This window comes from Mesorhizobium sp. M0306 (assembly GCF_040321655.1).
Lineage (GTDB): Bacteria > Pseudomonadota > Alphaproteobacteria > Rhizobiales > Rhizobiaceae > Mesorhizobium.
This window is the reverse complement of the sequence record NZ_JAMYRY010000001.1, coordinates 638920-664696: the sequence shown is the minus strand read 5'-3', so window position 1 is coordinate 664696 and position 25777 is coordinate 638920. Positions and strand designations below refer to the sequence as shown.

Genomic DNA, 25777 nt, shown 5'->3' with positions numbered 1-25777 from the left:
GTTTTTGCGCAATTCCGGACGGAAAACCGTTTCACACTTTTCCTGGAATTGCTCTAGTCGAGCGGCTTGATCTTGCCGAGCGGGATGAAGCCGAGCGAGGCCTTGCCCCTGACGATCTTAAGCGGCATCGACGGCTGGTTGCCGAGCAGCGCCAGTCCGGCAAAGCCGGTTTGGATCTCTCTCTTCTGCTCGGGGATGGCGGTGGCGAGGATTGCCGCCACGGCCTTCGGATCAGTGAGCTTGATCGTCAGGTCGGCATTTATGAGACCGTCGTCATCGACCGACAGCGGTCCGGAAACGGTGATGCGCGCAGTTCCGGACGACAGATCGAGCTCGTGGATTTCGGCCGCCTGGCCGCGCAGGCTCTTCGGATTTGCCTTGATCAGCGTCACGCCGTTCTTCAGCGTCACGTCGCCGCTGCCGTCAAGCGGCGGCAAGACGCGCCCGTCGATGGCCGCCGCGTCGATTTCAAGATCGGTGAAATTGCCGGCATAGTCGATGTCCGGGCCGTTTGGGCGCAATTGTCCGGTGGCGGTTCCGGCGCTGAACAGCGAGACGGGATCGGTGTCGTCTGCCGGATCGGTCTGGCCGGACAGGCCTTCTGCCTGCAGCGAGAGGCGCCTCGGCAGCGGCCAGGACAGCTTCATGTCGGCCCGCAGATCATCCCAGTCGATCCACAGCGGGGTCATGCCGGGAACAGAGGTCCTGAGCGGCCCCCTGAGCTCGGCGGCAGGCGACAAAAGCCGGGTGATCTGCGTGGCTGCGTTGATTTTGCCTGTCGATGCCGCGACGTTGCGGCGGTCGTCCTCGTAAGCCAGACTGTCGCAGGAAAGGGTGAAGCTGAAGGGATAGCCCCTAACCGCGAGATTGGCGCACTCGGCCTTGATACCGTTGACGTCGAGATCGGCGACCGCCTTGTCGGTCGCGCTCTCGACCAGGTCCGCCAGGTAGAACCAGCCCGCGCTGTAGATGCCGAACAGCACGAGAATGAATGCGGCAAGCCACAACAGGCGGCGACGTTGGCTGGGCGGCGGGCGCTCGTCACTTGACGTCATGCTGCGGCTTTCGTTAACGCGGGTGGCACGGGCGGGCTGTCGCTTGCGGCAACAACGGGTAGACGGACTGAAACACCACCGGTGGGGTGGTTCGTCACAATCAGGCTTGGCGATATGGGCGATTTTTGGGTTTTTGGCTACGGCTCACTGATCTGGCGGCCGGGATTCGCCCATGTCGAGACGCGGCGCGCCCGCCTGCATGGCTATCGCCGTTCGCTCTGCGTCTATTCTTTCGTGCATCGCGGCACGCGCGAACGGCCGGGCCTGGTGCTCGGCCTCGACCGCGGCGGCTCCTGCATCGGGCTGGCGTTCCGGGTTCCAGGCGAGCTGCGCAACGAGGTCATCACCTATCTGCGCGAGCGCGAACTGGTCACCAACGTCTATCTCGAACGTGTACTCAGCGTTCGCCTCGACAAGAGTGAAACGGATGGGGGCGAGATGGTCGAAGCCGTCGCCTATGTCGTGGACCGCAGTCATGAGCAATATGCCGGTGCGCTCGACCCGGCCGAGGCGGCGACCGTCGTTCGCGGCGCCGTCGGCCAGTCGGGGAGGAATGAGGATTACGTGCTCAGCACGCTGGAGCACCTCGAAGCACTGGGTATAAGCGATCACTGGCTGGAAGACGTGACGAGACGGATCGCGACGTAGCCTCGGTGTCGTGGCCTGGGCTATGTCCTGAAAATCTGTTTTCCAAGATCGGCGCGATCCAGGCTGTTTGCCACGGCAAGCTTGAACTCGGTCAGCGCGTGGAGACCGCCGACAGGAACGTGGAAGTCGGGCTGGCCGAAGGTGTCGATGATCTCGCGTAGGACAGGTCGGTCGGCTTCGACCGGCGGCGAAAAGAAATAGCGATAGATATTCGCCCTGATCTCGACGCCGCTCAGCAACACATCGAAATTGTGCAGTTCGAAGCGCTCGGCACTCATGCCGCCATTGATCACCATCTGCCCGCCGAGCGCCAGGGTGCGGATCAATTCGCCGCTGACAGGTCCGCCGACATTGTCGATAATCCCGTTCAATCCGGCGCCGCCGGTGATATCCATCACCGCTTCCCGGATACTTGCCTTCAAGTCCGAAAGGTCAAGAATGGCAGCGGCGCCAAGCGTTTTCAGGTCGAAGCTTTGGTGCGAGCGCCGCACAACCGCGATGACGTTGATGCCGCGTCGTTGGGCGAACTGCATCACCATTGTCGAAATCGACGAATAGCCGGCCGTGACAGCCAGCCACTGGCCAGGCCGCACACGGGAATCCACCAGCAGATCCCACGCGGTAATGGGGTTCACCATCTGCCCGGCGCGTTCGACAGGATAGCCGGCAGGCAACGGGATCAGCCAGTCGGCGGGAATGGCCGCGTACTCGGCCCAGCTGCCATAATAGCTGAACGCGACAAGCGTGCCCGGTTCAAACCGGACGTTTGCGCCAACGGCTTCGACGATGCCGGCACCATGGTTTCCGGCGATCTGCTGGGGAAAATGCGGCTTCTTCGGTTCGGGATAGAGGTTCTGGATAAACAGGAAGTCGCCCGGATTGATCGAGGCCGAGACCATCCTGAGCAGCACATCGTCGTCGCCGATCCGCGGCATCGGCAGGTCATCCACATAGAGCACGTCGCGCGGCGAGCCGATGGCGTCAAATACAATTGCTTTCATGCCGGTCTCCATAACAAACGATCGGGGGCAAACAGTCTGGGCCCGGCCAGACCGTGCCGAGACTTGCGTCGGTGCCGTGGAACCTACGGTCGGCCGGCAAAAGTCAGAATTGGCAGATTTGACAATCTATGTGCTAAACTTGCCAGATCGTTTCTTCAGAGGCTGCTGGTTTGGATATCCCGGACGCGGCGCGGCGGGTCGCGGTTTTGTGAAGCGCCGGCGGGCTGGAAAGGAGGCTATGCGTTTGACGTCGCCGCGGCGCGACATAGTTAGCCCGGTCGGCGGCTCCCACCCGCCCCAGCATGAATCACCATGGAGATCAGCCTTGCAGAAACGTCGTCTCGGTCGCACCGACCTATCCATCGCGCCATTGGTTCTGGGCGGCAATGTCTTCGGCTGGACCGCCGATGAGAAAACCTCCTTCGACCTGCTCGATCGCTTCGTCGACGCCGGCCTCAACGCCATCGACACGGCCGATTCCTATTCGCGCTGGATTGCCGGCCACCGGGGCGGCGAATCCGAAACCATCATCGGCAAATGGATGAAGAGCCGCGGCAACCGCGAAAAGGTTGTCGTCGTCACCAAGGTCGGCTCGGACATGGGACAGGGCAAGAGGGACCTGTCCGCCGCCTATATCGAAAAGGCCATCGACGCCTCGCTGAAGAGGCTGCAGGTCGATACTGTCGATCTCTATCTGTCGCACTGGCCTGATCCGGCCACTCCCTATGAGGAAACGCTCGGCGCCTACCAGAGACTGCTCGATAAGGGCAAAATCCGCTATACTGGCGCTTCCAACCTCGACGCCGCCCAGTTGCGCGCCGCACTCGACGTGGCAAGCCTGCGCGGCCTGCCGCGTTACGAGGTGCTGCAGCCGGAATACAATCTCTACGACCGCTCGTCCTTCGATGGTCCGCTGCGCGATCTGTGCGTGGCCGAGGGCATCGGCGTCATCACCTATTTCAGCCTCGCCAAGGGGTTTCTGAGCGGCAAGTACCGCAGCGAGGCCGACCTCGGCAAAAGCCCGCGCGGTGGCGGCGTGAAGGGCTATCTCAACACCCGCGGCATGCTCATTCTCTCAGCGCTCGATGCCGTTTCAGCCAGACATTCGGCCAAGCCAGCGGAAGTGGCGCTTGCCTGGGTGATGGCGCGGCCCGGCGTCACCGCTCCGATCGCCAGCGCGACGACGCTCGACCAGCTCCACAGCCTGGTGCGTGCCGCGTCGTTGCAGCTCAGCCCGGACGATATCGCCGAGCTCGACAAGGCCAGCGCATAGCCGCGCACGATCGTTCAAGACCGGCACCGCTGTCTTGTCCTACCGTCCCTGCATCGTCACAGGATGCAGGACGCCGCATGGCCGGACAGGTTCTTCTCGATCAGCAGCTATGGCAGCAATTGCTGGCGCTTGTGCTGGCATCGGCCATCGTCATGGGCAGCCCGGGGCCGGCGACGATAAGTGTCACCGCGGTCGGCGCCGCGTTCGGCCTGCGCGATTCGCTCCGCTATGCCTCGGGGATCGTTGTCGGCACGGTCCTCGTGCTTTTGGTGGTGGCGACCGGCATCATGGCCGTTCTCACCGCGCTGCCGAAGCTCGCAGCGCTGCTGGCGGTCGTCTCGGCAGCCTACATCCTCTACCTGGCGTTCAAGATAGCGACGGCGCCGCCACTGGCGGCACGCGTCGGTGGCGCGGCCCTTCCCACCTTCCTTGGCGGGTTCCTTCTGGCCGTTGCCAACCCGAAAGCCTATGTGGCGATTGCCGCCGTGTTCGCCGGCGCGTCTTCCGGCGCCGCCGCCGGTCTTGCTATTTCAGCCAAGCTGGCGGTTCTCGTCTTGATGATCGTTGCCATTCATCTCTTGTGGCTTCTCGCCGGCGCGGCCTTTGCACGTTTGCTGCACAAACCGCTGGCGTCGCGGATCATCAATCTGGTGTTTGCGGTGACGCTGATTGCAACAGCCGCCCTGGCTGCCCTGCCGTGAGCCATTCTGGCATCCGCGGCCGTTGCCTCAGCCTTTCAATTCGGGTTTCCCGTCCAGCTCACCAAGCCGTTTCACCGCCGTCGGCGGCAACGGCGGCGGGTTTGGCGTCTGCGACGCCTCGACGAGGAGCTGGTCGCAGGCGGCCTCCGTCTCGCCGATCAGCCGCTGCATGAATTCTTCCTTGCCGAGGCCGGGCGGGATCGGCGGCAGGAAGCGCGCCTTGATCGTACCGGGATAGCGCAGGAATTTGCGGCGCGGCCAATAGAGGCCGGCGACGTGAGCGACTGGCACGACTGGAATGCCAAGTTGCGCATAGAGTTCGACGATGCCGTATTTGTAGACCGGTTCGTCGCCCGGCGCCCGGCGCGTGCCCTCGGGATAGATGATGAGCTGGCGCGGATTGCGCGCCAATTCCTGTTTGGTCGCGGCGATCACCATCTTCAATGCCTTCGAGCGGCTGCCGCGATCGACCGGAATCATCCGCATCTTCAAGATGTACCAACCGAAGAACGGGATCCAGGTCAGCTCCCGCTTCAATATGTAAACGGGATCGTCGAGATACGGCAGGAAAGCGATCGTGTCCCAGAAGGACTGGTGCTTCGGCGCCAGGATGAAGGAGCCTTCAGGCAGGTTTTCCCGGCCGGTGATCTCACTTCTGGTGCCGGCGATCTTGTCGTAGAGCCACATGCTGGTGCGCGACCAGAATTTCGGCACGAACCAGGCGCGATGGCGCGGCGACAGGAAATAATACGGGGTCCAGAGGATCATCTGGACGATCAAATTGAGGTAGAAGGCGAGATTGAACGCCAGCGAGCGGAGATAGAGCATACAGCAAGTGCCCGGTGAGGAGGTGTGCGTTGGTTACACCAAGCGCCGGCAAAAAGGAAACGCCGCGAGGCGGGCGATCGGCCCGGCCTTGCGATGGGCCGTCTTCGTCACGTTTGCCACGCCGCCTGCAGCAGGCGCTGTCTCAGGCGCGGGGCGGCGAAGTCGAGGAATGCGCGCAGTTTCACCGGCAGCAGCCCTTGGCCGGCATGGACGAGGCTCACCGGCCATGGGTCGGGCTCAAACTCCTGCAGCACCGGGCGCAGCGTACCCGACCGGACTGCGGCGGCGATCTGGTAGGAAAGCAGCCTCGTCACGCCGACACCGGCAATCGCCGCATCGATTGCTGCCTCAGCCGTGTTGACCCGTAACCTGGAGCGGACCGGCACGCTGAATTCAGCCTTGCCGGTGGCGAAGCTCCAGGCTGCGGCGGTGAGCCCTTCGAAGGTGATTGCACTGTGTGCTGCAAGCTCTTGCGGCGTTTTCGGTGTGCCGTGCTCGGTGAGATAGGCCGGGCTCGCGCAAACGACGCGGCGGATTGAACCCAGGCGGGTGGCGATCAGGCTCGAATCGGCAAGCTCGCCGATGCGGATGGCGAGATCGATGTGCTCTTCGACCAACTGGGTTATCCGGTCGGCGAGTGTCAGCCGCACACTTACCTCAGGATAGACGGAGAGGAAGCCGGTGACGACCGGCAGCACATGCAGGCGGCCGAAGACGATCGGCGCAGTGACGATCAGTTCGCCGGTCGGGGCGCTGTATTCGCCGGCGGCAATTCGCTCGGCCTCGCCGACCTCATCGAGAATGCGACGACAGGCGGCGAGATAGGCGTGGCCTGCATCGGTCAGCGACAGCTGCCGCGCCGAGCGGTTCAACAGCCGTGTCTTCAGGTGCTTTTCCAGGTCCGAAACCTTGCGGCTGACCGTCGTCAGCGGAATGCCGAAGCGGCGCCCGGCAGCCGAGAGGCTGCCTGTCTCCGCTGCGGCAACGAAAAGCGACATGGACTGGAGGCGATCCATAGCTCTCCCGAAAATTTGCCCTTCCGAAAAATGGAAGGATAGGTTGCAGGTATGGCATCTGCATCTCGAAGATGGAAGGCCCTATTTCGTGAGTGAACAATGCAGCGCAACTCGGCGCGTAAGGAGGGTTTTCATGAACGCTCACACCAGCGATGTCGCCTTCACCCCGACGGTGAAGGCGATCCAGGCCCGCAAGGGCTCGCGCGAGGCCTATGCCCGTGTCGAGGAGCGTGGCGGCTGGCAGGCGGAAATCACGCCCGATCTCGCCGCCTTCATCGAGGCGCAGACCAGCGTCTTTCTGTCGACCGCCAATGCGGACGGGCAGCCTTACATCCAGCATCGCGGCGGGCCTGCCGGTTTCCTCAAGGTGCTCGACCAGCGGACGATCGGCTTTGCCGATTTTGCCGGCAACAGGCAGTTCATCACCCAGGGCAATCTCAGCGACAACCCACAGGCTTTCCTGTTCCTGATCGATTATGCACACCGGCAGCGCATCAAGATCTGGGGCAAAGCGCGCGTCGTCGAGGGCGATGGCGAGCTGACAGCAAAGCTTATGCCGCAAGACTATCAGGCGCGACCCGAGCAGGTCATCCTGTTTGCGGTTGCGGCTTGGGATTCAAATTGCTCGCAGCACATCCCGCAGCGTTTCGAAGCGGCCGACGTGGCGGCAGCACTGGCCGAACGCGACAGGCGCATAGAACGGCTCGAGCAGGAGATCGCGCGCTTGCGCTCGGGTGCAGCAGCCAGAGAATAAAAAGTGTCGGTGCCGTTCAGTTTCCGCCTGCGGCGTCGGCCAGCGTGACGCCGTTGGGCGGTTGCTTCACCGGCATGATGCCGCGCGCCAGCGCCAGCAGGTATTTGTTGTATTCGGTGAACAGCACGCGCAGCGCTTCCGGCTTGGTCAGCCAGCCGCCATTCTCGAGGTTGGTGTTGACCACCGGATAGGGCTCGAGCCTGGCGCCGTGCAGCAGCCGGCCCATTTCCAGCAGGCTGCGCGGCATGTGATAATTGTTGGTGACGAGGATGACGGTGCCGTAGGCATGGTCCTCGACCCATTTGGCGCTTTCCTCGGCATTGCCGATCGTGTCGAGCGCGGCGCGGTCGATGTCGACGCAGCAGGAAAACAGCCTCTTGTCGCCGCCGGTTGCGGCCTGAAGCTGGCGGCGGCTGGCGGAAGGATGGACGCCGCTGATCAGCAGCCGCTCGCCCTTGCCTGAAGCAAGCAGGCCCATCGCAGCGTCGAGGCGCGATTGGCCGCCGGTCAGCACGATGATAGCGTCGGCCCTTGCCGGATTGGCGGGCGTAGTCAGGCGGCTGACGGTATTGGCGAACCAGCCGAAGCCGGCGACAAACAGCGCCATAGAGGCGAGCAGAAGGAGAGCCGAGATGCGCAAGGAGCGGGCTGCCAGCAGCCGCCCATGTTTGGCGAATTGATCCGCCTTGGCAAATTCATCGGGCCCGGCGAATTCATGCGGACGCGCAACCAGCACTGGCATGCACCCACCGGTATCGGTCGAGTCCCGAACGTCCATCATGAAATGGTTAATCCCGAAATACGGCCTTTGGTAGGAAAAAAATGCAATTTTCGTGACGATACGTTTTCATCCGTGATCGATCTTTCCTTTAGCCGGCGTCCGGCTGGCGAATGTCGATGTCGCTGAGATAGGTAACCACGGTGAAATGGGAGGTTGCCGCCGTCAGCGCGCCGATCACCAGCACCATGACAGCGACCCCGAGATAGCCCGCGGAGCCGATGGCGAAATTGCCGAACAGGGCGGTCGCCTGGTCGGCCTGCGGCGTTGCCATGTTGCGTGACGACCACCAGGAGAAGACGATGAAGACGAGGATCGCCGCGGCGCCGCCTGCCGCGGCGCCCTTCATGCCGGTGACCAGAAAATGCCGGCGGAATTCGCGCGCGATGAAGCGCGCCTCGGCGCCGACAAAATGCAGCACCTCGATGATGTGGCCGTTGCCGGCCATGGCGCCGCGCGTCGCGAACACCACGGTCAGCACCGTCGCCGACAGCATCAGCGCCAGCACTGCAATACCGATCGTTACCGTGGTGCGCGCCATGGCAACCAGCCGGTCGACCCAGGTGCGATGATCGTCGAGCGAGGCACTCGGCAGCTTCGGCGTGATCGCCGCGCGAAGTGCGGCGAAATCGGGCGGACTGTTCTCGTCGATGGTGATGATGATCAAGCGCGGCACCGGTAGCTCATCGATGTTCAGGCCCGAGCCCAACCAAGGCTCGAGCAGCCGGGCCGTTGCTTCGCGGTCGACGATCCTGGCGCTTTTCACGCCAGGGAATTCGCCCGCGATCTGCGAGGCCAGCGCAAGTGCGGCCTCCATGTCGAGGCCGTCGACCGGCTTGATCTGGATGGTCGCTTCGCGCGAGATCTGGTTCTCCCAGACGGAGGCGGTGTCACGTACCAGCGTTACGGCGCCAAACGTCAGGCAGGACAGAAACGTCATGATGGCGATGACCAGCACCAGCGCCCGGCCGGCGATGTTCTGCGCCGGCACGATCGGCGCCATTTTGCGCTGGACGCGGGGCTTTGCCGCCGCGGCGTCCTGACCCTCGAAATGTTCGACGGAGAGCTCAGTCATAGATGTCCAGCCTTCCGCCGGCCAGAATCATTCGCCGTGCGTCGACCTGTTCCATCAGGCCAAGGTCGTGTGTGGCGATCACCACGGCGGTTCCCAGCCGGTTGAGCTCGATGAACAACCGCAGCAAGCGTCGCGCTAGCGGCGGGTCGACATTGCCGGTCGGCTCGTCGGCGAGCAGGATCTCGGGCTGCTCGATCAACGCTCGGGCGATCGCGGCGCGCTGCTTCTCGCCGCCAGACAGCACCGGCGGCAGCACATGCATGCGCTCGCCGAGGCCAACCCATTTCAGCAGCTCGGTGACGTCGGTGCGGTAGGTCGCCTCCTCGCGGCCGCGCACGCGCAGCGGCAAGGCCACGTTCTCGTAGGTGGTCATATGGTCGAGCAAGCGAAAGTCCTGGAACACCACGCCGATGCGTCGTCTCAGATGCGGCAATTCGGTACGCGAGATGCGCGAGCGGTCCTTGCCGAAAATGGTGATCAGGCCGCGCGTCGGCTTCAGCGACATGAACAAAAGCCGCAGCAACGTCGTCTTGCCGGCGCCTGAAGGCCCGCTCAGGAACTGAAAGGAGCGCTCCGGAATATGCAAGGAGATGTCGCGGAGAATCTCCGGACCCATGCCATAACGGAGGCCGACATTTTCGAAGCGGATCACTTTCGACGACCTGAAATTCTCGGCGGCAAGATGCCAGCCCTTTCTGTGGAAAGACCATCGGCCGGCATGGTTAACCGACAGTTAATTTGGGGGCTTTTCGAGCGAGTCACAGGGGTTCCGGTGGGGAAGCGTTAACCATTTCCGTTTACCCAAAAGAAACGAACAGCGGACAGGTGCCGTAGTGTTGGGCCATGATGGCTGAGGATCGAACCGCGCGCCCGGTTTCCGGCGAAATCATGACCGATCCGGCCGCCGAGCCGGAACGCATCATGCATGATGTGACCGTCGACGTCATCGATGCCGACTATGAGGTGCTGCCCCGCCATTTTACACGTCCAGACTTTGCGCCACCGCCTGCGCGCATGATTTCTACGCCTTCGATCGAAGGCATGGACATGTTGCGCAAGGCCGAAACCGCCGTCGAACGGCCGTTGTGGGTGCATGGTGGGCCGATCTTCTGGATTTTCGGCGTCGGTGCCGCCTTTGCCGCCTTCTGGATTTCGGGCGGCCATGCACTGGTTCGTTAGAGCGGCGCCAGAAAATCAACAGGTCACCAGATAAGCGATTCGCGACGCGCTGGGACATCCGACCGTTCGCGGGCGCCCTGCGAAAGATTGGCCTTGCCAGATGGCACGACAGGCCTAGAAACGGGTTGAAGACCGTTTCGGTCGGCTTCGCCTACAAAGGCGATCATTTCTGGAAAGGCAGCCAATGCCAGTTGTGCGCGGCAAGGACATCGAAGTCCTGTTTTCGGCGTCCGCCATCGCGCGGCGGAACCTGGAACTTGCCAAGGAGATCGCCGGGCACGACTACCACGACCTTCTGGTAATCTCGGTGCTGAAGGGATCGTTCATCTTCGCCGCCGATCTTATCCGTGCCATGCACGATGTCGGCCTGTCGCCCGAGGTCGAGTTCATCTTCATCTCCAGCTATGGCGCCGGCACGACCAGCGGTGAGGTGAGGGTGCTGCGCGACATCGACAACGAGGTCGCCGGTCGCGACGTGCTTCTCATCGACGACATTCTGGAATCCGGCAAGACGCTGAGCTTCACTCGCGACCTCATGCTGTCGCGCGGCGCGAGGAGCTGTGCCATCGCCGTGCTGCTCGACAAGCGCATGCGCCGCCAGACCACGCTCAACGCCGACTATGTCGGCTTCGACTGCCCCGATTATTTCGTCGTCGGTTATGGCATGGACGTCGCCCACGCGTTTCGCGAATTGCCCTTCGTCGGCATCGTCAAGGGCGACGCTTGAGGCCTTTTGATAATTCTACTCCGGCCGCCACCTGACGCAGTTTTCTGCGCTTCCTACAGCGCCGCGCGTCCTTTGGACGCGCAAAGGACGCTGTAGCACTTTTGATTTTGCGCATGATCCTTTCCGAAATCGAAACCGAATTCGGGATCGTGCGCGAAGCTCTCGGACTCGAACGGCCGCTCCGCTCCGGTTCTCGAAAACCACGCCATCTGACTCGCCGGAGCGAATTCTGAAAGGCCTCATCGAGCCTCAGCGCCTTCAGGAAACATCAACTTTTCCCCGCCAAATATTCTGCCCATGGCAAAGCTCCTGATCGTCGAGGACGATGAATCCGTCCGCACTCTCGCCGCTCGTGCGCTCGAACGCGCCGGGCATAATGTCACTGTTGCCGCCGACGGCGCACATGGCCTTTCTCTGATCCGGGCGGCGCAAGGGAGCTACGACCTTGTGCTGTCCGACATCCGCATGCCGGAAATGGACGGCATCGAGATGGCCAAGGCGGCAGCGGCGCTGTTCCCGGCGATGAAGATCATGCTGATGACCGGCTATGCCGACCAGCGCGAGCGCGCCGAGGAATTGAACGGCATCATTCTGGACGTCGTGCAAAAGCCGTTCACGCTGGCTGAAATCCGCGCCCGCGTCGAACAGGCGCTCGCCTGCTTCGCCTAAAGCCCAAGGCCGACCGCCTTCAGGCAAGGTCGCAGGTCGCCGCAATGGCTGGCGCGCCGCTCCGGCGCCGGCTGGCATTGAGCGCAAACAGGCCGGCGCCGATGATGAGGGCTGCGCCGGTCGCCGTCGCTGGTCGCGGCACTTCGGCAAAGAACAGAAAACCCCATAGCGGCGACCAGATGATACCGGTGTATTCGAAGGTGGCGACGCTGTTGGCAGGCGCCAGCCGGTAGGCCTGCGACAACAGGATCATGCCGGCCGAGGCAACGAAGCCGCATGCTCCCATCTTGAGCAGATCCGGCGTCGTCGGCCAGACCCATGGCCGGACGAGGAATTCGAGGCTCGGATGCACAGCATGGTCAATGCCTGCCAGCCAAAACAATGCCGCCACCAAGGCAGCACCGGCCAGATAGGCGCCGTTCTGATAAAACGCCATGACGGTCGAGGATTCGGTGTCGCCGATCTTGCGTGCCATCAGCTGCGAGAAACCGTAGAGCAGAGCCGAGCCTAGCGACAGCAGCGCCGCCCAGTCGAACAAGCCGGCGCCCGGGCGCACCATCACCAGCACGCCGAGCATGCCGACCAGGACGGTGGCGAGCGCCTGCCAGGACACGCGTTCGCCGAGATAGGGGCCGGCCAGCGCCATGATGAACAGCGGCGCCATGAAATAGAGCGCCACCGCGTCAGCCAGCGGCAGGGCGGCGATTGCCAGATAGTAGGCCGTATAGGAGGTGAACTGGATGAAGGCGCGCATCGTAAGCATGCCGAACCGCTTCGACAGGATCGCCTGCAATCCGACATCGGCGTGGACGAGGAAAACCAGGATCGGCAGGGCGACTATCGAGCGGATCGCCATCACCTCGGTGACGGGATAGTGGCTCGACACCGCCTTGACCAGCGGATCCTGCAGCGAAAAGACCAGCACGCCGAGACAGAGGCTGAGGATGCCGAGCACAAGCCGATTCTGCATAGGCGCTCCTGTCTCCCGCTTGCGCGGCCGAAAGCAGGCCTGCATCCGGGTAAAAAGAACCCGCCACCGTTTCGGGCAGCGGGTACGAGTGAGGACTTTTGCTTGGTCCGCGGCCGATTTCGCGGCCGCATATCCAATGGGTGAGGCAACTATCGTCCGCCGTTTGACATGTTGCAAACGAATTGGAATGATGCCAGCTATCAGATTTTCTTATGGCGGGCACATGAAACCCAATCTCGACAGCGACCTGTTGCGCACCTTCGTGGCGGTCGCCGACACCGGCAATTTCACCAAGGCGGCGGAGCGGGCCGGCCGCACCCAGTCGGCGGTCTCGATGCAGATGAAGAGGCTCGAAGGCATGGTCGGCGACAGCCTGTTCGAGCGCGGCTCGCGCGGTGTGGCGCTGACGCGGCGCGGCGGCGAACTCATCGCCAACGCCAGGCGCATCGTTTCGCTGCTCGACGAGACGGCGGCATCGATGGTCGTGGCGCCGCTTGGCGGGCCGGTGCGCATCGGTATCCCGGAGGAATATGGCCACGCGATCCTGTCGCGCGCGCTCGGCGCCTTTGCCAAGCGCCATCCTCAGGTCGACATCACTGTCCGCTACGCGCATTCCGGTGCGCAGATCGCGTCGCTCGCCGCCGGCGAGCTCGATCTGGCGGTGGTGTTCGAATGGCAGGATCTGTCAGGCGGTGAGGTGCTGATGCATGATCCGACCGTATGGGTGACGTCGGAACTGCATCACATGCATGAGGAGCGGCCGGTGCCGATCGCGCTCTACAACCGTGCCGGCTGGTGCAAGGATTTCGCTATAAAGTCGTTGGAACAGCGCGGTCTCACCTATCGTGTCGCCTACACCAGCGATACCAATGGCGGCCTGCGGCTCGCCGTTACCTCCGGACTGGCGATTGCGCCGATCTCGCGCAGCAACATCCCGGCCGGCTGCCGCGAGCTTACAGCCGCCGACGGGTTCGGCGACATCGATTCCTCGAACGTAGTGCTGCGGCGCAATCCGAACGCTTCCGGCGAGGCCATCGACGGTATGGAAGAGGCGATCCGCGAGGCGTTCACCAACCGCTAAAACGTGCCGCTCAGTCCGGCGGTGGCGGCCACCACGGACCGCACGGCGATCTTCCGAATATTGGGGGCAGCCTTACTTCAGCTCCAGCAACCGCTCCAGATAGCTGCGCTCGATATCGGGGCTGAGCGCGTTGCCGAGCCGCTTGCGGATCGCTTCGAGGATCTGGCGGGCACGCTGCACGTCGATCTCGTCAGGCACTCTCACCGAACTTCCGTCATCGGGACCCTCGCTGGTGCGGGGCCGCCCGAGCGGGTCACGGTCGGCATTCTGCTGGCGCCCGCCCTGCCCGTTGCCGCCCTGGTCGCCTTGCATCGCCTGCAATTGCTTCATCATGTCTTTGGCGCCCCTGCGCAAGGCTTCCAACGCGCGGCCCTGGTGACCGACGGCCTGGTCGCCTTCGCCCTCGCCGAGCGCCTGTTCGGCATTGCCCATGGATTTGCCGGCCTCGCCAAACCCTTCGTTGGGGTCGAGGCCCATGCCTTCGAGGCTCTTCCTCAATTGATCGAGCTCGCTCTGCAGCTTGCCCTGGCCTTCCTGCAATTGCTTCAGCGCATCAGCAAATTCCTGCGGCGTCATCGGCTTCGGCCGGCCGAGCGGATCGCGGTCGTCACCCGGGCCTGGCTTGCCCTCTTCGTCCATCGGGCCTGGCTCACCGTTCTCGCCGAGCTGCTCGTCGCGGTTCTGTCCGCGCTGTTGCTGGCCGCGCTGCATCTGGTCCATGCGGAAAGTGTCGTTCATCATCTCCTGCTGGCGCCGCATGATTTCGCCCAGCTTGTCCATCTGCTGGCGCATCTCGCTGTCCTGCTGGCCGCCTTGCTGCTGGCGGCCTGCCTGCAGATTGTTCATCATGTCCTGCAGCTCCGACAGCAATTGCTGCGCCTGGTCGCGATTGCCGGATTTCGCCAGGTTCTCGATCTGGTCCATCATGCGGTCGATATCGCTCTGGCGCAGTTCCTGGCCGTTCTGCTGCATCTGTGGCGCATTCGGATTCTGCTGCGCCCGCGCCGCGAATTCCTGCAGGAACTGGTTCATCGCCTCGCGCAGTTCCTTCATCGCCTTCTCGATCTCTTGGTCGCTGGCGCCGTTCTTGATCGCATCCTGCAGCGCCTGCTGCGCCTGGCGCAGCCGCTTCTCGGCCGCCGACAGATTGCCTTCCTCGATGCCGAGCGCGATCTCCCAAAGGTACGCGACCTCGTCGCGCAACTGGTCGTCGCTGTCGGCCATCTTCAGCCGGGTGCGGGCGCTCATGATGGCGAGGTAGTGCGCCATGTTGTCGAACGTGTCTTCGGGCCTAAGCGTGATCGCATCCATCAGGTCGAGCACGCGGTCCTTGGCATAGGCGTCGAGCGCCAGTATGCGGCGCTGCTCGACCACAGCCCGCGCCAATGGATTGGAGAATGGCCGCTCCGGCATCACCAGCGTCTTGGTTTCGCTGGTCGCCGTGTGTCCGGCACCGTCGGTGGCGACAAGCGACAGCTTGACGTTGCCACCGGCCCAGGCATGGTCGGTCAGGTCCTTCGTCGTCTTGGCTGCATTGGCCTTGCCGCCGCGGCGCGGCAACGTCAGCGGCATTTCCGGCGGGCCATAGAGCGGATGCGCGTTGGGCGCCTGCGGATCGGCCAATGCGAAAACCGCCTTGGCGGAGGCCGCGCCATAGTCGTCGTCGATCTGGTAGTTGAGTTCGAAGGCGCCGTTGACGGCGCGCTTCGGCTCGCCGACAAAGCGGATCTGCGGCGGCTTGTCGGGAATTATGGCGAAGGCCCAGCGGCCGAGCTCGCCGTCGCCGGACTGCAGCGTCAGCATGCCGTCGGCCGTCAACTTGCCGCTGAACTGGCGCACGGTTGAAGGCGTTGCCGTATTTGCCTCCGGCTTGCTGGATTGCGGCCCTGTCGGATCGATGGCGCGGCTGTTGCCGCCGGTGTCGGCGTAGCTCAGCGTTTCCTCGCCCGAACCGCCGGTGACGCGCAGTGACACATCGCTGCCCTCCGGAACGGTGAAGGTCGGCGCCGCTTGATTGGCGTTGTTGGCAAGGACCGGGGCGTTGAGGAATACCGGCGGCCTGCCGGTATAGGCCGGCGGCGTCACCCAGGCATCAATGCGCGGCGGCACGACGTCACGCGCGGCACGGGCAACAAAACCGTCGCTCAGCCTGCCGCCCGACGGCCCGAAGGAGAAGGCAAAAGCAGTGACCAACAAAAGCGCGGCAACGGCGCGCAGCGCCCACGGGTCGCGTTCCGGCACGCGTGTGCGCGGCACGTCGCCGCCAAGCTCGCCCAGCCGGTCCGCCATGCGCCTCTGATGCTCGCGCCACAGGGCTTGCGAAAAAATGCTTTCCTTGCCGCTCGGGCGATCGGTCTGGACCTGCACCGGGCTGTGCAGCAATCGGTTGGCCGCCTCGATGCGGCGGTCGACCTCGGCACTGGATGGCGTGCGGAAGAAACGCAGCGGGTAGAGTGCGGCAAGCGCTGCGACACCGAATGCGGTGATGAGACCGATCCGAGCCAGATCGGGCAAGAATGGGAACAGGCCGAGCCACGAGATGCTGAGGAACAGGCTGGCGACGATGATCAGTGGCAGCAGCAATGGCCAGCCGCGTTCGACGATTATCGAGACCTGCGTCCCCAGCCGGCTCAAGGCAAGGCGCCTGGCCAGACTGCGATCGCTGGTGAAGATGGGTCGTTGCGTCATCGGCCCTTCCTGGGCCGGGCGGGATAGCCCGGGCCTCACGAGTCTATCGCATGGGCCCGAAAAGTCGATTTTCGGGAAGCACGATGCGAAGACCTAAAATCTTAGCGCGTACTTCGTGCGTCCAAGCGGATGCACATCGGTCTAAGGATACCAACAAACACGGCGAAGGCGAGGCGGTTCCCCAAAACGTGAACAATAATGCCCCGGATATTGTCAGAATTTCGCCGGATTGGCGTTTGCGCCGCAGACCAGTACGGCAACGCGCTCGCCTGCAGCCGGTGCGTAGCGGCCGGACAGGAGCGCCGCGAAGGCGGCCGCACCGCCCGGCTCGGAGATGATTCGCACGCGGTCCCACAGCGCCGCCTGGGCGGCGATAATGTCGTCGTCGCCGACCAGGATCGAGCGCTCGACGAACGCCTCGGCGATAGGAAACATCATTTCGCCGACACGCTTTGGCGCGAGCGAATCGGCGGCGATGCCCTCAGCCGGCGCGTCGACGGGTCGGCCCGCCGCGAAGGCGCGATGAAGCGTCGGCGCACCCTCAGGCTCGACCGCGATGATCCTGATGCGGCCGGAAAACCAGGCGGCGATGCCGCCGATCAGTCCGCCGCCGCCGACAGCGACCAGCAGGGTGTCGAGCTTCGGCAGGTCGGCCTCGATTTCGAGGCCGAGCGTGCCTTGCCCGACCAGCGTCTCCTCCTGGTTGAAGGCGTGGATCTGCAGCGCGCCGGATTTTTCGGCGAAGCTCTCGCTGGCGGCCAGTGCCTCCGCATAACGGGCGCCGCCGACGATCAGCTCGGCGCCGTAACCGCGGATGCGGTCCAGCTTGGCAGGCGGGCTCACTTCGGGAACAAAGATGGTCGCCTTGTGGCCGAGCCGCATGGCGGCATAGGCGACAGCGGCACCGTGGTTGCCGCCCGATGCGGCGACGACGCCGGCCGCAGGAACCGGCCGTTCGAGGAGATTGGTGAACGCACCACGCGCCTTGAACGAGCCGGAATGCTGCAAGCACTCAAGCTTCAGGTCGACAGGCAGAGGCGGGCGGCCGAAATCGGCCATGTCGACGCGCAGCACCGGCGTGTGGCGCACGAAGGGCCGGATGCGCGGCTCCATTGCAGCGATGCGCTCGCGGGTGATCGTGTGGCCGTGCAGCATGCTTCACTCCCCAAAGTTGACGTTCAGAGTTGACATTACTTAGTAACTTGGCAAAGTACCTAAATGCAAGAGGTCGATGTCTTCAAAGCGATCGCCAACGAGCGCAGGCTGCAGATCCTCGATTGGCTCAAGGACCCGCGCGCGCATTTTCCGCCGCAGGCGGACGGCGATCTGATCGAGGACGGGGTCTGCGCGCTGCTGATCGCGGAAAAGCTGGGGATCACCCAGGCGACGCTCAGCGAGCATATGCGCGTGCTCACCCAGGCAGGGCTTTTGCGTAGCAAGCGCATCAAGCAGTGGATATTCTATCGCCGGAACGAAGACAGGATCGCCGAAACCAGGGCGCTCATTCAGCACCGGCTGTAGCTGCAGAGTTCTACTTCAACCAGTCCGGCACCGAATCCAGCCCGATCAATTCGTCATAGGTCTGGCGCGGGCGTACAACGTGGAAGCGGTCGCCATCGACCAGCACTTCCGGGACCAGCGGCCTGGTGTTGTAGGTGCCGGCCTGGACGGCGCCATAGGCACCGGCGGTGGCGACAGCGATCAGGTCGCCGGATTTCAGCCGGGGCAGGTCACGGTCTAGCCCGAGATAGTCGCCAGTCTCGCAAACCGGGCCGACGACGTCGACCTTCATGCGTGGTGATGCGGCCGGCTGCTGCGCCACCGGCCTGATGTCGTGGAAAGCGTCGTAAAGCGTCGGCCGGATCAGATCGTTCATCGCCGCGTCGACGACGAGGAAGTTCTTGGCGTCGCCCTTCTTCACGAAGATCACCTCCGCGACCAGGATGCCGGCATTGCCGACGATCAGCCGGCCTGGCTCGAACATCACTTTCAGCCCGAGCTCGGCGACATGCTTTCTGACGATCCGGGCATAGGCATCGGGCAAAGGCGGCGGGTTGTTGTCGACGCGGTAGGGAATGCCAAGGCCGCCGCCGACATCGATATGCTCGATGGCATGACCGTCGGAGCGCAAGGCGCCGACCAGCTCCACCAGCAGCGCGAAGGCGTCGTCAAAGGGCTGCAATTCGGTGATCTGGCTGCCGATATGGGTGTCTATGCCGGTGACCTTGATGCCCGGCAGCTCAGCCGCGCGGGCATAAACCTTTCGTGCCTGCTGCCAGGGAATGCCGAACTTGTTCTCGGCCTTCCCAGTCGAAATCTTCTTGTGCGTCCTGGCGTCGACATCCGGATTGATGCGCAGCGAGATCGGCGCGATCTTGCCCAGCGCGGTGGCGCGGGCCGACAGCAGCTCCAGCTCCGGTTCGGATTCGACGTTGAAACAGAGAATGCCGGCCGAGAGCGCAAAATCCATTTCGCGCGCGGTCTTGCCGACGCCCGAAAACAGGATCTTGCTTGCCGGGATGCCGGCCGCCAAAGCGCGGCGCAATTCGCCCTCCGAGACCACGTCGGCGCCGGCGCCGAGCCTTGCCAGCACCTTCAGCACGGCTTGGTTGGAATTCGCTTTCATGGCATAGCAGACGAGAGCGTCGAGCCCGGCAAAGGCCTCTGTGAAGACGCGAAAATGCCTGGTCAGCGTCGCCGTCGAATAACAGTAGAACGGCGTGCCGACGCTGGCGGCGATGTCTGATATCGCCACGTCCTCGGCATGCAGCGCGCCGTCGCGGTAGTCGAAATGGTTCACGAGATTGGTCCGAAAATCAGAGCAGCGGGTCGAGGATGAATTTCTTGTCCTCGACAGGTTTTTCCGGCTCCGGCGGCAGAGGTTGCTTGGCCTTCTCAGCGTCCTTGCGGGCCTGCACGGCTGCCGCGTACGGCGTATCGAGCGCAGCCTTCCTGCCGCAAGCCGCAACGGTCGCCATTGCCGCCAGCAGCGTCAGCGTCACCAAAATCCTGCTTCCGGTCATCGTGCCATCCGTCCGAAACTGTTGCCCGCAGCCGCTTCTAGCCGAGTTTTGCGGCCATTGCACCCCGCGTCTTACGCCTTGGCGAGCCCCTTTTTCCAGTAGCGGATCTGCTTGCGCACCTCGGCCGGCGCGGTGCCGCCGAAGCTCGTGCGGCTCTTTACAGAATTCTGCACGGCGAGAACCGAAAACACGTCGGCGCTGATACCGGGGTGAATGGACTGCAGATCCTCCAGCGAAAGCCTGTCGAGCCCGATCTTCCTGTCCTCGGCCAGCGCCACCGCCCGACCAGTGATATGGTGCGCCTCGCGGAACGGCAGGCCGAGCGTGCGCACCAGCCAGTCGGCGAGGTCGGTCGCAGTCGAATAGCCGGCGCCGGCCGCCTTCTTCATCGCGGCAGTGTTCACCGTCATGTCGCGCACCATGCCGGTCATTGCCGCCAGCATCAAGTCGAGCGTCTCTGCCGCGTCGAAGACGGATTCCTTATCTTCCTGCATGTCCTTGCCATAGGTCAGCGGCATGCCCTTCATTACCGTCAGCAACCCGACCAGATGGCCGGTGACGCGGCCGGTCTTGCCGCGCACCAGTTCGGCAGCGTCGGGGTTCTTCTTCTGCGGCATGATCGACGAACCCGTCGAGAAACTATCCGACAGCCTGACGAAGCCGAATTGCGGCGTCGACCAGATGATGATCTCTTCGGCCAGCCGCGACAGATGCGTCGCGCAGATCGCTGCTACGCCCAGGAACTCGAGCGCGAAATCGCGGTCCGAAACACTGTCGAGCGAATTGCGCATCGGCTCGCGGAAGCCAAGCGCCTTCGCCGTCTGGTGCCTGTCGATGGGAAAGCTGGTGCCGGCAAGGGCGGCAGCGCCGAGCGGGCTTTCATCCATCCGCTCGATCGCGTCGCGGACGCGAGACAAGTCGCGCGCAAACATCTCGACATAGGCCATGCAGTGATGGCCGAAGGTCACCGGCTGCGCCGCCTGCATGTGGGTGAAGCCAGGCATGACCGTTGCCGCATGCTCCTCGGCCCGGTCCAGGAACGCCGTAATCAGGCCCTTCAGCGCCTCGGCGACGCGAAAGCACTCGTCCTTGACCCACAGCCTGAGGTCGACCGCCACCTGGTCGTTGCGCGAGCGGGCGGTGTGCAGGCGGCCGGCGGCGGGGCCGATCAAATCGGCGAGGCGGGCCTCGACATTCATGTGGATGTCTTCCAGCCTGGTCGAGAACTCGAATGTGCCGGCCTCGATCTCTGCCAGGATCGTGTTCAGCCCGTGAGCGATTTTCTCTTGATCGGCCGCCGAAACAATGCCCGTTTGCGCCAGCATCTGGCTATGGGCGATCGAGCCGCGAATATCTTGCGCATAGAGTTTGCGGTCGAACGAGATCGACGCGTTGATCGCTTCCATGATTGCCGCCGGACCCGAGGCAAAACGTCCGCCCCACATCTGGTTGCTGGCCTTCTTGTCGTTCATCGCTATAACCCGTGCTCCGGAGCAGTTTTTCAAAAATGGCAGACGGCAATAGATTTTTCCCGGCTTTGCGTCTCATCCTCGCCGCTTTGGTTGCGGGCGTGCTGGCCGGCGCGGTCGCGGTATATGTCAGGGAAAGCAGTTCTGGCAACAAGGCGCCCGCGCAAGTGGCCGCCGGCGGCGGCAAGGACGACGTAGCCTGCGCCGCCAAGACCGACCGTGCCAAGAAGATCGCCGCCGCTGCTACCGGCCAGGTTGCCGCGCTTTTGCCGGCGGATCCGCCGCAATCGCTGAAAAGCCTTGCCTTCAACGGCCCCTACGGCAAGCCGACGACGATCGCCGATCATGCCGGCAAGACGGTGCTGCTCAATCTGTGGGCGACATGGTGCGCACCTTGCCGCGCCGAAATGCCGGCGCTCGATGCGCTGCAGAAGGAGATGGGCAGCGATGCGTTTCAGGTTGTTGCCGTCAACGTCGATGCCGGTGACGATGCCAAGCCGAAGAAGTTCCTGGAGGACACCGGCGTCAAGTCGCTCGGCTACTATCGCGATGCCACCATGGCGCTGTTCAACGACGTCAAGACGCGCGGCCTGGCGCTCGGTCTGCCCGTCACCATGCTGATCGACGGGCAAGGCTGCCTGATCGCCCATATGAACGGCCCAGCCGAATGGTCGGGGCCGGATGCCAAGCGTCTGGTCGAGGCGGCGCTCCAGCCAGGATAGGATCAGACCGTGCGCAGGCGCGGCTTGAGCACGGCAATGCTTGCGCCGCGTCGGCTGGCGGTGCGGATTGCCGGAGCGGCCACGCCCGTCAGTTCGCCGAATGGCTCGATCGGAGCCGGTTTGCCGAGGTAATAGCCTTGCCCGATCTCGCAAGCCTCGGCGTCCAGGAACTGCAATTCACCCGGCGTCTCGATGCCCTCCGCAAGGACCGGTAGGCCGAGACCGCGTCCAAGCCCCAGCACGGCGCGAACGATCGCCGCGAACTGGGCGTTCCTGTCGACCGATTTGATGAACGACCCGTCGATCTTGATCTTGTCGAAGGGAAAGGCGCTGAGGTTGGACAGCGAAGAATAGCCAGTGCCAAAATCGTCCATCGCCACATGCACGCCAAGCGCCTTGACCTGCCTCAAGGTTGCCAGCGCGCGCGGCATGTCCTTCACCAGGGCCGTTTCGGTGATCTCCAGTTCGAGCCTGCCGGGTGCCAGGCCGGATCTCGACAGTGCGTCGTGCACCTTGCGGCTGAAGTTCGGATTGTGAAGCTGCACGGCGGAGACGTTGACGGCGACCATCAGCGGGTTTGTCCAGCGAACAGCATCGTTACAAGCCGTCGTCAGCACCCAGTCGCCGATCTGCGCGATTGCGCCACTGTCCTCGGCCACGGGGATGAAAACGGCCGGAGAAATGTCACCCCTCTCAGGGTGCTGCCAACGGACCAGGGCTTCGAAGCCGATCATCCTGCCGCCGCGGATCTCCTTCTGCGGCTGATAGACGAGGTGGAACTCCTTGCGGGCGATCGCCTGGCGCAATTCATGCTCCATCACGCGCTTGTCGCGGGCCGCGGTGCCCATGGCTATCTCGAAAAACCGGTAGGTGTCCCTGCCTTCGGTTTTGGCGCGATGGAGTGCCGTGTCGGCATGGCTGATCAGGCCGGCCTGGTCTTCGGCATCCAGGGGAAAGAAGGCGATGCCGATGCTGGCCGAGACGAGGCCGGAGCCGACCGAAACCCTGTTTTCCTCCCGGATCACCGCCAGCAAGTCCTCGGCTATCCGACCTGCGGCCAGGGGGTCGGGGAGGTTCGGAGCTATGATGGCAAATTCGTCGCCGCCGAGACGCGCGAGCAACTGGCCTTGGCGCGGGATGCCGGCAATGCAGTGCGCCAGCTTCTGCAGCATGGCGTCGCCGGCACCGTGGCCGTAGAGGTCGTTGACCTGCTTGAACCGGTCGAGGTCGAGCAGCAGGAGCGCCAGATATCCATCCTTGCCGCCACGATCCATCGAGGCGAATTCTGCTTCCAGCCGGGAAGAGAAGCTCCGCCGGTTGGCAAGCCCGGTAAGTGGATCGAAATACGCGAGGCGGAGGATCTCTTCTTCCGCCTTCTTGCGCTCACGGATGTCGCGAACGGCAAGCACCGTATGAGGCCTGCCGCAGTAGGTGATCTTCCTGGTGATCAGCTCGACAGGAATTCTCGCGCCGTCGCTGCCCCTTAATTTCGCTTCCTGCGCCTGTTCGCCGAAGCCGGACATATCGGCTGCGCTCTGTCCGTCGAAAAGCTCACCGAGTTGCATCGTGTTGAGGGTGGCTGTCGCTGTTCCGGTCAGCTTCGCCATACTGTCATTGGCGCTGACGATGCGGGTGCCATCGCAAACGATCAGACCTTCCACCGCGGCATTGGCGAGATCGTGCATGCGATCGGCCTCGAGCTTCTGGCGGCGAAAGCGCAGGTCGATCCACAGCGCGGCACCCGATAGCACAAGGATTACCAGGCTGGCGACCGCCGCGGCAAAGGCCTGGGAAATGGGCTCGATGGAATGTTCGGATATTTCAATCGAGGAATCCGGAATGATCGACACAGCGGCCATCGCGATGAAATGCAAGCTGCAAATCGCCAGCGTCAAAAGCGCGGCGCCGCCGAGAGTGGCGAGCGCTGACGGGCGGCGCAAGACGACAAGGAGCGCCAGTGCCGCAAGGGTCACGCCGGCCAGAAGCGATATCGCGACAAGGAGTAGGTTCCATACGACCCGGCCTTCGACCTCGAAAGCCGCCATGCCGATGTAGTGCATCGTCGCGATGGCGCCACCGAGAATGGCGCCGCCGACGAGGAAATGGTCGACGCCGCGGCGCAAAGTGGCGACCCACATCCCAAGCGCGGTCAGGATGACGGCGGCGGCAAGCGAAAAGGCGGATAATCCCGGATTGTATGCGTTCGGTATTCCCGGCGTAAACGCGGTCATGGCGATGAAATGCGTCGCCCATATGCCGAACCCGGTCGAGGCCGCGGCGATCATCAGCCAGGCAAGCCGGTTTCGTTCGGTCGATCGGCCGACATGTTTAAGGAGATTAACCGCTGAGAAGCAAGAAATTCCACAGACGAGTGCGGCGAGCGCAACCAGTCTCAGGTCGTGCTGATTTACGATACAATTATAGACCGTCAGCATCCTGGTTCACTCGGTCTGCCAAAACTAACAGGGGAGGTGTGACTGATTAGCAGTTGGAGATTTTAACGAATGGTTAACCCGTGGGCGGTGAGGCCGACCTTTTCGGGGGAAAAACGGCGCCGCTGCGCCGAAAAAGCGGTGATGTGGTTTCTGGTGCCCCGCTTTCGGTAGCGAGTGCACTTTAGGAAGAAATGATGTTCATTGATCCGCAACAAAACCGTTGTCCGATTGTCATCAGCGCCACATATTGGCTTTGCGGAAGTGCCCCTTTCGCCAATGATAAACGGGAGATGAAACATGAAGTTCTTCGGCTTCGCGGCCGGTATCGCCGCCACCTTGACCCTGCTTTCCACCACCTCCGCCTTCGCCGTCACGCAGATCAGCTGGTGGCACGCCATGACCGGCGCCAATGCCGAGGTCGTCGCCAAGATCTCCAAGGATTTCAACGCCAGCCAGAGCGACTATGAGCTCGTTCCGGTGTTCAAGGGCACCTATCCGGAGACGCTGAATGCCGGCATCGCCGCTTTCCGCGCCGGCCAGGCGCCCGATATCCTCCAGGTGTTCGATGTCGGCACCGGCGTGATGATGGCGGCCGAGGGTGCGATCAAGCCGGTGGCCGATGTGATGACCGGCGCCGGGATGACCTTCGACAAGAGCCAGTATCTGCCCGGCATCGTCGGCTATTATTCGAAGCCGGACGGCACCATGCTGTCGTTCCCCTACAACTCTTCCTCACCGATCCTCTACTACAACAAGGACATCTTCCAGAAGGCAGGCCTCGACGCGAACAATCCGCCCAAGACTTGGAACGAGGTGTGGGAAGCTGCCAAGAAGATCAAGACGAGCGGCGCCGCATCTTGCGGCTATACCTCGACCTGGCTGACCTGGATCCATCTGGAGAATTTCGCGGCGTGGAACGACGTGCCTTGGGCCACTCAGCAGAATGGCCTGGCTGGCGGTGATGTCGAACTCAAGATCAATGCGCCGATTTTCGTCAACCACTTCAAGGCGCTCGCTGACCTGGCCAAGGACGGCACGTTCAAATATGGCGGGCGCACCTCCGAAGCCAAGCAGATATTCCTCGCCGGCGAATGCGGCATCTTCACCGAATCGTCGGGCGGCCTCGGCGATATCGTCAAGTCCGGCATGAACTATGGCATCGGCCAGCTTCCCTACGACAGCGACGCCAAGGGTGCCCCGCAGAACACGACGCCGGGCGGTGCCAGCCTGTGGGTGTTCGGCAACAAGTCGGACGAGGAATACAAGGGCGTTGCCGCCTTCTTTGCCTATCTGTCCAAGACCGATGTGCAGGAATATCTGCACCAGAAGTCGGGATACCTGCCTGTGACGCTCGCCGCATACGAGGCGACCAAGAAATCAGGCTTCTATGACAAGAACCCCGGCCGCGAGACACCCATCCTGCAGATGACCGGAAAGTCGCCGACCGACAACTCGAAGGGCGTGCGCCTGCCGAATCTGCCGCAGGTGCGCGATATCCAGAACGAGGAGCTGGAGAAGATGCTGGCCGGCCAGCAAACCGCCCAGCAAGCACTCGACAATGCGGTGGTGCGCGGCAACGCCGCGATCAAGGAAGCCCTGGACAACTAACGAGATCATCTCGGTTAGTCGGTTGGAATATCGCCCACGCGCGCGCGCGTGGGCGATGCCTGGATAGCGAGGGAAAT

25 protein-coding genes are annotated in these 25777 nt (G+C 63.1%); 11 read left to right on the top strand and 14 right to left on the bottom strand.

Annotated features, from left to right (window positions below; translation table 11 throughout):
- Positions 1 to 53 precede the first annotated feature (53 nt).
- Entirely contained in the window at positions 54 to 1055 is a 1002-nt protein-coding gene (locus NKI95_RS03350; RefSeq protein WP_352714199.1) for a DUF2125 domain-containing protein, read from the bottom strand.
- Between the two features lie 114 nt (positions 1056 to 1169).
- Between NKI95_RS03350 and NKI95_RS03345 the strand changes: the two genes are divergently transcribed.
- Complete coding sequence (locus NKI95_RS03345; RefSeq protein ID WP_352714198.1) at positions 1170 to 1703, top strand: gamma-glutamylcyclotransferase; 534 nt, start codon at positions 1170 to 1172, stop codon at positions 1701 to 1703.
- A 20-nt stretch (positions 1704 to 1723) separates the two neighbouring features.
- Here the strand turns inward: NKI95_RS03345 and NKI95_RS03340 are convergent, their stop codons facing one another.
- Positions 1724 to 2704 carry a quinone oxidoreductase family protein gene (locus NKI95_RS03340; RefSeq protein ID WP_352714197.1) on the bottom strand — a complete coding sequence of 327 codons (981 nt, stop codon included), beginning with the start codon at positions 2702 to 2704 and terminating at the stop codon, positions 1724 to 1726.
- Positions 2705 to 3029: 325 nt separating this feature from the next.
- Here NKI95_RS03340 and NKI95_RS03335 point away from each other — a divergent pair, with 325 nt between their 5' ends.
- Together NKI95_RS03335 and NKI95_RS03330 are read left to right on the top strand one after the other, a co-directional pair.
- Positions 3030 to 3977, top strand: coding sequence for an aldo/keto reductase (locus NKI95_RS03335; protein ID WP_352714195.1), 948 nt, complete (start codon positions 3030 to 3032; stop codon positions 3975 to 3977).
- Between the two features lie 77 nt (positions 3978 to 4054).
- On the top strand, positions 4055 to 4678 hold the full coding sequence (locus NKI95_RS03330) for a LysE family transporter (protein ID WP_352714193.1): 624 nt from the start codon (positions 4055 to 4057) through the stop codon (positions 4676 to 4678).
- A gap of 27 nt (positions 4679 to 4705) precedes the next feature.
- On the opposite strand, the gene NKI95_RS03325 is transcribed toward NKI95_RS03330, so the two are convergent.
- Positions 4706 to 5506, bottom strand: a complete 801-nt coding sequence (locus NKI95_RS03325) for a lysophospholipid acyltransferase family protein (protein WP_352714191.1) — start codon at positions 5504 to 5506, stop codon at positions 4706 to 4708.
- Positions 5507 to 5613: 107 nt separating this feature from the next.
- Entirely contained in the window at positions 5614 to 6522 is a 909-nt protein-coding gene (locus NKI95_RS03320) for a LysR family transcriptional regulator (protein WP_352714189.1), read from the bottom strand.
- A gap of 133 nt (positions 6523 to 6655) precedes the next feature.
- On the opposite strand from NKI95_RS03320, the gene NKI95_RS03315 reads away from it, so the two are divergent.
- Complete coding sequence (locus NKI95_RS03315) at positions 6656 to 7276, top strand: pyridoxamine 5'-phosphate oxidase family protein (RefSeq protein ID WP_352714187.1); 621 nt, start codon at positions 6656 to 6658, stop codon at positions 7274 to 7276.
- 16 nt (positions 7277 to 7292) lie between these two features.
- Here NKI95_RS03315 and NKI95_RS03310 read toward each other — a convergent pair whose 3' ends face one another.
- The 3 genes from NKI95_RS03310 to ftsE all read right to left on the bottom strand — a co-directional run bounded on the left by NKI95_RS03310 (position 7293) and on the right by ftsE (position 9781).
- Complete coding sequence (locus tag NKI95_RS03310) at positions 7293 to 8057, bottom strand: YdcF family protein (protein WP_352714186.1); 765 nt, start codon at positions 8055 to 8057, stop codon at positions 7293 to 7295.
- Positions 8058 to 8145: 88 nt separating this feature from the next.
- A complete protein-coding gene (locus NKI95_RS03305; protein WP_352505094.1) occupies positions 8146 to 9129 on the bottom strand; it encodes a cell division protein FtsX in 984 nt (327 codons plus the stop codon).
- Positions 9122 to 9781, bottom strand: a complete 660-nt coding sequence (ftsE, locus tag NKI95_RS03300; protein WP_023677923.1) for a cell division ATP-binding protein FtsE — start codon at positions 9779 to 9781, stop codon at positions 9122 to 9124. Before ftsE ends, NKI95_RS03305 begins: the two co-directional genes overlap by 8 nt.
- Before the next feature lie 236 nt (positions 9782 to 10017).
- Here ftsE and NKI95_RS03295 point away from each other — a divergent pair, with 236 nt between their 5' ends.
- From NKI95_RS03295 to NKI95_RS03285, 3 genes are all read left to right on the top strand, one after another.
- Positions 10018 to 10308 carry a hypothetical protein gene (locus tag NKI95_RS03295; RefSeq protein WP_352714184.1) on the top strand — a complete coding sequence of 97 codons (291 nt, stop codon included), beginning with the start codon at positions 10018 to 10020 and terminating at the stop codon, positions 10306 to 10308.
- Positions 10309 to 10492: 184 nt separating this feature from the next.
- Positions 10493 to 11035: a hypoxanthine phosphoribosyltransferase gene (hpt, locus tag NKI95_RS03290; RefSeq protein WP_254816654.1), complete on the top strand. Its 543-nt coding sequence runs from the start codon at positions 10493 to 10495 to the stop codon at positions 11033 to 11035.
- Positions 11036 to 11332: 297 nt separating this feature from the next.
- On the top strand, positions 11333 to 11704 hold the full coding sequence (locus tag NKI95_RS03285; RefSeq protein WP_352467556.1) for a response regulator: 372 nt from the start codon (positions 11333 to 11335) through the stop codon (positions 11702 to 11704).
- 19 nt (positions 11705 to 11723) lie between these two features.
- Here the strand turns inward: NKI95_RS03285 and NKI95_RS03280 are convergent, their stop codons facing one another.
- Positions 11724 to 12674, bottom strand: coding sequence for a DMT family transporter (locus NKI95_RS03280; RefSeq protein ID WP_352714182.1), 951 nt, complete (start codon positions 12672 to 12674; stop codon positions 11724 to 11726).
- A 223-nt stretch (positions 12675 to 12897) separates the two neighbouring features.
- On the opposite strand from NKI95_RS03280, the gene NKI95_RS03275 reads away from it, so the two are divergent.
- A complete protein-coding gene (locus tag NKI95_RS03275; protein WP_352714180.1) occupies positions 12898 to 13755 on the top strand; it encodes a LysR substrate-binding domain-containing protein in 858 nt (285 codons plus the stop codon).
- A 72-nt stretch (positions 13756 to 13827) separates the two neighbouring features.
- Here the strand turns inward: NKI95_RS03275 and NKI95_RS03270 are convergent, their stop codons facing one another.
- Both NKI95_RS03270 and NKI95_RS03265 read right to left on the bottom strand, forming a co-directional pair.
- On the bottom strand, positions 13828 to 16443 hold the full coding sequence (locus NKI95_RS03270) for a TIGR02302 family protein (RefSeq protein ID WP_352714178.1): 2616 nt from the start codon (positions 16441 to 16443) through the stop codon (positions 13828 to 13830).
- 213 nt (positions 16444 to 16656) lie between these two features.
- Complete coding sequence (locus tag NKI95_RS03265) at positions 16657 to 17598, bottom strand: threonine/serine dehydratase (protein ID WP_352714177.1); 942 nt, start codon at positions 17596 to 17598, stop codon at positions 16657 to 16659.
- Between the two features lie 63 nt (positions 17599 to 17661).
- Here NKI95_RS03265 and NKI95_RS03260 point away from each other — a divergent pair, with 63 nt between their 5' ends.
- A complete protein-coding gene (locus tag NKI95_RS03260) occupies positions 17662 to 17964 on the top strand; it encodes an ArsR/SmtB family transcription factor (RefSeq protein WP_352714176.1) in 303 nt (100 codons plus the stop codon).
- 10 nt (positions 17965 to 17974) lie between these two features.
- On the opposite strand, the gene lysA is transcribed toward NKI95_RS03260, so the two are convergent.
- The 3 genes from lysA to argH form a co-directional block, all read right to left on the bottom strand.
- Positions 17975 to 19243, bottom strand: a complete 1269-nt coding sequence (lysA, locus tag NKI95_RS03255; RefSeq protein ID WP_352714174.1) for a diaminopimelate decarboxylase — start codon at positions 19241 to 19243, stop codon at positions 17975 to 17977.
- Between the two features lie 16 nt (positions 19244 to 19259).
- The gene (locus NKI95_RS03250) at positions 19260 to 19466 is read right to left on the bottom strand and encodes a hypothetical protein (protein WP_023677931.1); all 207 of its coding nucleotides are present in this window, start codon (positions 19464 to 19466) and stop codon (positions 19260 to 19262) included.
- 71 nt (positions 19467 to 19537) lie between these two features.
- Complete coding sequence (gene argH / locus NKI95_RS03245) at positions 19538 to 20938, bottom strand: argininosuccinate lyase (RefSeq protein ID WP_352714172.1); 1401 nt, start codon at positions 20936 to 20938, stop codon at positions 19538 to 19540.
- Between the two features lie 35 nt (positions 20939 to 20973).
- Here argH and tlpA point away from each other — a divergent pair, with 35 nt between their 5' ends.
- On the top strand, positions 20974 to 21657 hold the full coding sequence (gene tlpA, locus NKI95_RS03240; protein ID WP_352714170.1) for a thiol:disulfide interchange protein TlpA: 684 nt from the start codon (positions 20974 to 20976) through the stop codon (positions 21655 to 21657).
- Positions 21658 to 21659: 2 nt separating this feature from the next.
- Here tlpA and NKI95_RS03235 read toward each other — a convergent pair whose 3' ends face one another.
- The gene (locus NKI95_RS03235; protein ID WP_352714168.1) at positions 21660 to 24092 is read right to left on the bottom strand and encodes an EAL domain-containing protein; all 2433 of its coding nucleotides are present in this window, start codon (positions 24090 to 24092) and stop codon (positions 21660 to 21662) included.
- Between the two features lie 297 nt (positions 24093 to 24389).
- Between NKI95_RS03235 and ugpB the strand changes: the two genes are divergently transcribed.
- Positions 24390 to 25700, top strand: coding sequence for a sn-glycerol-3-phosphate ABC transporter substrate-binding protein UgpB (gene ugpB, locus NKI95_RS03230; protein WP_352467566.1), 1311 nt, complete (start codon positions 24390 to 24392; stop codon positions 25698 to 25700).
- Positions 25701 to 25777: the final 77 nt, after the last annotated feature.